Genomic DNA, 6,170 nt, shown 5'->3' on the forward strand with positions numbered 1-6,170 from the left:
GCCGCGGCGAGACTGACGTGTCCGCCGTGCAGGGCGGCGATCTTCGGCGCGGTGCTCATGCCGGCCGCCGGACGACGGCTGTGGGCATGTACCGGATAACGTGCGGGAGTCGCGCACCGTCCCCGCAGAAGGTTGTCCTGGTCGCCGCGCCGCCATGATCGCTCATGTACGTGATAATACTCCATTATCACGTACATGCTGATGGTGACGCATGGGGCGACAGCGCTCGAAGTTGACGATGGCGATCAAATCCGTTTAACTCAATAACTATGGATGTAGATAAAGATGGTTCGCCGTCGCCGATCGAGTTCCGGCTCGATCCCGCTTCGGGGGTGCCGACCTATCTCCAGCTGGTCCAGCAGGTGGAGCAGGCGCTGCGGCTGGGATATCTGCGGCAGGGCGATCAACTGCCGAGGGTCAAGGACATCGTCGCCGGGCTGGCCATCAACCCGAACACGGTGCTGAAGGCCTACCGCGAACTGGAGCACCGTGGCCTGGTGGTCGGGCGGCGCGGCGTCGGCACCTTCGTCGCGGGCGCGCTGGGCAAGGTGGGCCTGCGCGAGCAGGCCGCTCTGCAGAAGAGCATGCTGGCCTGGATGCGTACGGCGGCCACGGCCGGGTTGGACGAGGACGGCATGGCCGCGCTATTCACGGCCGCGTTGCACGACCTGCGCCAGAGCCGTGACGGGCATGCGGACGAGGACGACGGCGGCCGGGCCGGGGTGGTCGCGTGAGCATGGGCATCGCGATTGAGACCTCCGGGCTCGGCAAGCGCTACGGCCGGACCTGGGCATTGCGGGACTGCTCGCTGGCGATCCCCGCCGGGCACGTGGTCGGGCTGGTCGGCCCGAACGGCGCGGGCAAGACCACGCTGCTGAGTCTCGCCGTCGGCCTGGCCACGCCCACGGCCGGCGACGTGCGGGTGCTGGGTGGCCTGCCGGCGGGATCGCCGGCCGCGCTGGACGGGGTCGCCTTCATGGCCCAGGACGCCGCTCCTACCGCGGCCTCTCCGTCGCCGACATGCTGCGGGTGGGGCGCAACCTGAACCGGCGATGGGACACCGCACGCGCCCAGGACCGGCTGGCGGAGCTGGGCATCCCGCTGAACAAGAAGGTCGGCGCGTTGTCGGGCGGCCAGCGGTCCCAGGTCGCACTCACGCTCGCGCTCGCCAAACGCCCGCAGCTGCTGATCCTGGACGAGCCGCTGGCCGCCCTCGACCCGGTGGCCCGGCATGACTTCATGGCTGCCCTGATGGCGGCGGTGGCCGAGGAGGGCGTCTCCGTGGTGTTCTCTTCCCACGTCGTCGCCGAGTTGGAGCGCGTCTGCGACTACCTGGTCGTCGTGCAGCGCGGGCAGGTGCAGGTCGCGGGTGAGGTCGAGGATCTGGCGGCCGGGCATCACGTCCTGACCGGCCCCGCCGAGCAGGCCGATGCCGTCGCTCAGCGCTTCCCGGTGGTCCGGGACCGGCGCACCTTCGCGCAGGCGCACCTGCTGATCCGCGCCGCTGACCCCTCCGCCGCGCCGCCGGGCTGGCAGCGGCACCCGGTCGGCCTGGAGGAACTGGTGCTGGCCTACATGCGTGAACCCTCGGCCTCGGCGCTGCCCGGCCCGGCACGAGCCCGTACCGAACAGGAGGCATACTCATGACGACCTCCTCACTGCCCCGGCTCGGCCTCGCATGGATCACCTGGCGCCAGCACCGGTTCGCCTTCTACGGTCTGCTGGGGATGCTGGCCAGCTTCGCCGTGCTGATGGTGGTCGAGGGCCTGTGGGCCCGTTCGACCTACGACCAGCTCGGGCTGGCGCGGTGCGCTTCCTTCACCAGTGGCACCTGCAAACAGCTCGCCCAGGAGCTGTTCAACGCCTATCCGCCGAACTGGCCGTTCATGTTCCTGCTGCTGCTCCCCGGGGCGTTCGGCGCCTTCATCGGGGGGCCGCTGATCGCGCGTGAGCTGGAGATGGGCACCTACCGGTTCGCCTGGACCCAGGGGGCCGGGCGTACCCGCTGGCTGGTGACCAAGCTGTTGCTGATCGCCGCCGTGCTGGTCGTGGTGACGGCGGCCTACGGCGTCCTATACACCTGGTTCAACGCTCCTCTGGAGCATGTCCTCTCCTTCTCCTTCGGCGACTACCTCGGCTTCGAGTTCCAGGGCGTCGCCTTCCCGGTCCAGACACTGTTGGCCTTCACGGCCGCGGTGTTCGCGGGCCTGCTGATCCGCCGCACCATGATCACGGTCGGCACGGTCTTCCTCGCCTCGTTCAGCCTCGTCGCGGCGACCGTGTTCCAACTGCGTCAGCACTACATGACGCCCCTGGTCACCTCCGGCCAGATCGGCCCGCATGACTGGGCGGTCGCCACGGCGTACGTGGACCCCGCCGGTCACCTGCTCAGCGACGCCCAGAGCCAAAGCCTGCACTCGAAATGGGCGCTGCTCTCGTCGTCCGGCGACGGGCTTCCCGCGGTCACCTTCGGCAACTGGCTCCGGACCCAGCACTACACCGTCGTCACGAGTTACCATCCCGCCGGCCGGTTCTGGCCGTTCCAGTTCATCGAGGCCGGCTGGATGGGCCTGCTCATCCTCCTGCTGGGCGTCGCCACCGTCTGGCTGCTCCGCCGCCGGATCGGCTGACTCTCCTGCACTCGTTCAGTGGCACCGGCTCGCCCGGTGCCGCCGATGACGCATGCCCTCATCCTTCTGCGAACAGTTCAAGGAAACCCGATGAACACTGATATGGCCCGGCCGCTCGGCCGGGTGGCCACTGTCCTGCTGGGCTTCACCGCCGCGACGGCCTGCGCCGCCTCACCGGCCCAGATAGTGGCGGCGGCACACGCCACTCCCTCCACGGTCTCGTACGCCTCCGGGACCGCGGCGCTGCCTCGTCCGACCGGCTCGCACGCGGTGGGCCGCGCCACGATGCGCCTGGTCGACGCCCGCCGTCCGGATCCCTGGGTGCCGTCGGCGGGCCCGCGGCGGCTGATGGTGTCGATGTACTACCCCGCCCGGCCCGGGACCGGCGGACCGGCGCCGTACATGACCACCGAGGAGGCCCGGCTGTTCCTGCGGGCGAAGGCCCCGGACGCCGATATCCTGCCCGAGAAGCTCAGCAGCATCCGCACCTGGGCGCACGCCGACGCACGCCCGGCGCCCGGCAAGTTCCCGCTGGTGGTGCTCTCACCCGGCCTCGCGTTCCCGCGCGCCACCCTCACCGGCCTCACCGAGGACCTGGCCAGTCACGGGTACGTCGTCGCCCTGGTCGACCACACCTACGAGACCTCCGGCACGACCTTCCCCGACGGACGCACCCTCGCCTGCGCCATCTGTGACAAGCCCCCCAAGGGGGGCCCCGCGGCCATCGCCAAGAGCCGGGCCAAGGACATCTCCTTCGTGATCGACCAACTGACCGCTCACCGTCCGGCCCGGCGGCAAGCCCGCATGATCGACCCCAAGCGCATCGGCGTGGCCGGGCACTCCATCGGCGGAAACGCCGCCGCCACGACCATGGCCACCGACCACCGGGTACGGGCCGGAGTGAACATGGACGGCACCTTCTACGCGCCGGTCCCCGCCACCGGCCTGGACCACCACCCCTTCCTGATGTTCGGCGCCCAGCACGAGAGCCCGGGCATGGACCCCACCTGGGAACAGGCATGGAAGAACCTGAACGGCTGGAAGCGCTGGCTGACCGTCGCCGACTCCGACCACAGCACGTTCACCGACATGCCCGTCCTCTCCGCATGGGCGGGTAAGCCCGGCCCTGGGCTCTCCCCGCAGCGCGCGGAACAGATCACCCGCACCTACGTCGGTGCCTTCTTCGACCTGCACCTCAAAGGCAGTCCCCAGCCGGTGCTGACCGGACCGTCACCGGCCAACCCTGAGGTCACCTTCCAGAACCCCTGATCCCACCGACGACCTCACGAAGGACCGGCGAGGCCAGGACTTCACCACAAAGTGATGCCCCTCGGAAGGGCCGGCCGCAGTCGGCCCTTCCGAGGGGCATCGAGAGCGGGGCTCGAGCCGCATCCCCGCCGCGGACCAGGAACGCGACGCCAACGGCCCGCCGGAGATCAGGCAGCCAGGTCGACCTCGGTGAAGTCGACCTCCTTCAGCAGGGGATCGAACGGATCCGGCCGGTGACGGAGTTCGTCGGTGGCGTAGGCGCCGAAGCGGCTGATGTGGGCGCGCAGGTAGGGGGCGATCTGGCCGAGCTGGTCGGCGGTGATCTGCCATCCTTCGGTGACCAGCTGCCGCACGATGTCGGAGATGTCCAGGGCGTTGTGGAAGACGACCAGGTTGGCCAGCAGGGTGTTGAACTTGATCAGTTTCTCCTGCTCTTCGGGGTCGTTGTCGGCCAGCACCCCGCCGAAGCCGAGCCACTTGGAGAAGCCGTTGTAGGACTCGACCTTGTTGGTCGCCGCGGTGACCCGCGCCCGCAGCGCCGGATCGGCCAGATACCGGAGCAGCGCGACGGTACGCACGCTGCGGCCGACCTCCCGGAAGGCCTTGTAGATGCGGTTCTTGCGGGAGTTGGACCGCAGGCGCCGCATCAGCGTGGCCGAGCTGAGGCGGCCCTCGCTGATGGAGATCGCCACCTGCATCAGATCTATCCAGTGCTTGTCGATCAGCTTCCAGTCGATCACGTTGCGGCCGCTCTCGCCGAACAGCTGGTCGATGTGCGGGTACACGATCTTCTCCGAGGCGCGGAAGAAGATCAGGTCCTTGAAGTTGCGGATGCGCGGCATCAGGTCGAACCCGAACAGCGTCGCGAGGGCGAAGACCGGGAAGTTCTGGCCCTGGGTGTCGGCGTGCACGGTGGAGGGCTGGATGTCGGAGGCGTTGGCCAGCAGCCCCTCGATCAGGTACACCGCCTCCCACACCCCGCACGGAATGAATCTGGAGAACAGCACCACGTAGGTGTCGGAGATGTAGTGGTAGGCGATGCCGCCGAATCCTCCGTAGCGGATGCTGGTCTCGGCCAGGAGATTGTCGATGTAGGTGTCCACCTGGGTGCCGTCGGCGGCCACCGTGCTGCCGTCCCCCCATGCCTTGACCACATCCAGCTCGGCGAAGGCGTTGACCACATCGGCGATCGCGGCGTTCAGCTTCTTCAGGGTGATGTGCCGGTTGCGGACCATGGACAGCTCGCGGGCGGTGACGCCGGCGATGTGCTTGGCCGCCTCGTACGGGCCGATGTTGATCCCGCCGGTGAACACCGCCAGCGAGTACCGCCCCAGCTTATCTTTGATCTTGGGGTCGGAGCCGGAGGCGGGGCCGAAGTGGCAGCGATACCAGGTGAGCCAGTGGGCGGTGCGCGCGACGATGGACAGCAGTGAGCGTTCGGGCATGCGCCGTTCGATCTCAGCCGCCAGCCGTTCGGCCTCGACGTCGGTGCCCTTACCGCGGCGGCGTTTGAGGGTGGGCACGCCACCCTCGTCGATGACCAGGTCGGCGTTGTCGAGGTAGCCGGCGTCCAGGTGCGCGGCCGCGGTCAGATGGGCGTCCTTGAGGTGGGCGACGAAGGCAGAGGGGGTGTCAGGTAGCCCGACCTTCTCGCAGAAGGCGGCCAGTTTCGACTGGCACTCCGGCCAGGGCAGCAGGTGGGCGCCCCAGTCGGCGTACTCGTTCGAGCCGAGCACGGCCACGTCGCCAGTGCGCAGTTCCTCGGCCAGGTAGCAGAACACCATCGCCTCGAAGTGCCGGCGCGCCACCATGCCGGGATGGCGCCGGTCGGTCACCGCGCGCCGCCAGTTGCCCGAGGCGAACGCGATGCCCGACTCCGGCTCGTCCTCCTCAACCGGTGGCGGCAGCGGGATGAAGTCGCGCCGCTTGGGTGAGTGCTCGCGGGCGTGCGCCAACGCGGCCAGCACTGAATCGTCGCTGGAGGTGGCCTTCAGCCGCAGCTTGCTGGTCAGCTCGAACAGCGCCGGCCGGTCCTTCTTGAAGAACCGGTACACCAGCAACTCGTGCGCGTCGCCGTGGAAGGCGGCCACCTCCTCGATATCGGTCAACTGCGCGGCGAACCCGCCGGACTGCTCCACCGCCGCCCGCACCGCCTGCACGCTGTGGGTCTGCACCACGAGCGCCGACAGCATCTCACCCAGCGCCTGGACCTGCCCGGCGCCCGCCGCGCACGAGGTCACCGCCGCCATCGCCCGCGCCACCGCCTCGCGT

The 6,170-nt window shown here is 69.2% G+C and carries 6 protein-coding genes; 5 read left to right on the plus strand and 1 reads right to left on the minus strand.

Annotated elements, in window-relative coordinates; genetic code table 11:
• Positions 1-269: 269 nt before the first annotated feature.
• From AB0J09_RS53550 to AB0J09_RS53570, 5 genes are all read left to right on the plus strand, one after another.
• On the plus strand, positions 270-734 hold the full coding sequence (locus AB0J09_RS53550) for a GntR family transcriptional regulator (RefSeq protein ID WP_360709845.1): 465 nt from the start codon (positions 270-272) through the stop codon (positions 732-734).
• 2 nt (positions 735-736) lie between these two features.
• Complete coding sequence (locus AB0J09_RS53555) at positions 737-1,045, plus strand: ATP-binding cassette domain-containing protein (protein ID WP_360709847.1); 309 nt, start codon at positions 737-739, stop codon at positions 1,043-1,045.
• Positions 1,021-1,647, plus strand: coding sequence for an ATP-binding cassette domain-containing protein (locus AB0J09_RS53560; protein ID WP_360709849.1), 627 nt, complete (start codon positions 1,021-1,023; stop codon positions 1,645-1,647). Before AB0J09_RS53555 ends, AB0J09_RS53560 begins: the two co-directional genes overlap by 25 nt.
• Positions 1,644-2,630: a hypothetical protein gene (locus AB0J09_RS53565; protein WP_360709851.1), complete on the plus strand. Its 987-nt coding sequence runs from the start codon at positions 1,644-1,646 to the stop codon at positions 2,628-2,630. Before AB0J09_RS53560 ends, AB0J09_RS53565 begins: the two co-directional genes overlap by 4 nt.
• Before the next feature lie 90 nt (positions 2,631-2,720).
• Positions 2,721-3,899 (plus strand): alpha/beta hydrolase, encoded by a 1,179-nt coding sequence (locus tag AB0J09_RS53570; protein WP_360709853.1) that lies wholly within the window; start codon positions 2,721-2,723, stop codon positions 3,897-3,899.
• A gap of 167 nt (positions 3,900-4,066) precedes the next feature.
• On the opposite strand, the gene AB0J09_RS53575 is transcribed toward AB0J09_RS53570, so the two are convergent.
• On the minus strand, positions 4,067-6,170 hold a 2,104-nt coding region (locus AB0J09_RS53575; protein WP_360709855.1), incomplete at its 5' end, for a transposase.

The sequence above is a fragment of the Nonomuraea sp. NPDC049784 genome, assembly GCF_040659615.1.
In the GTDB taxonomy this organism is placed as follows: domain Bacteria; phylum Actinomycetota; class Actinomycetes; order Streptosporangiales; family Streptosporangiaceae; genus Nonomuraea.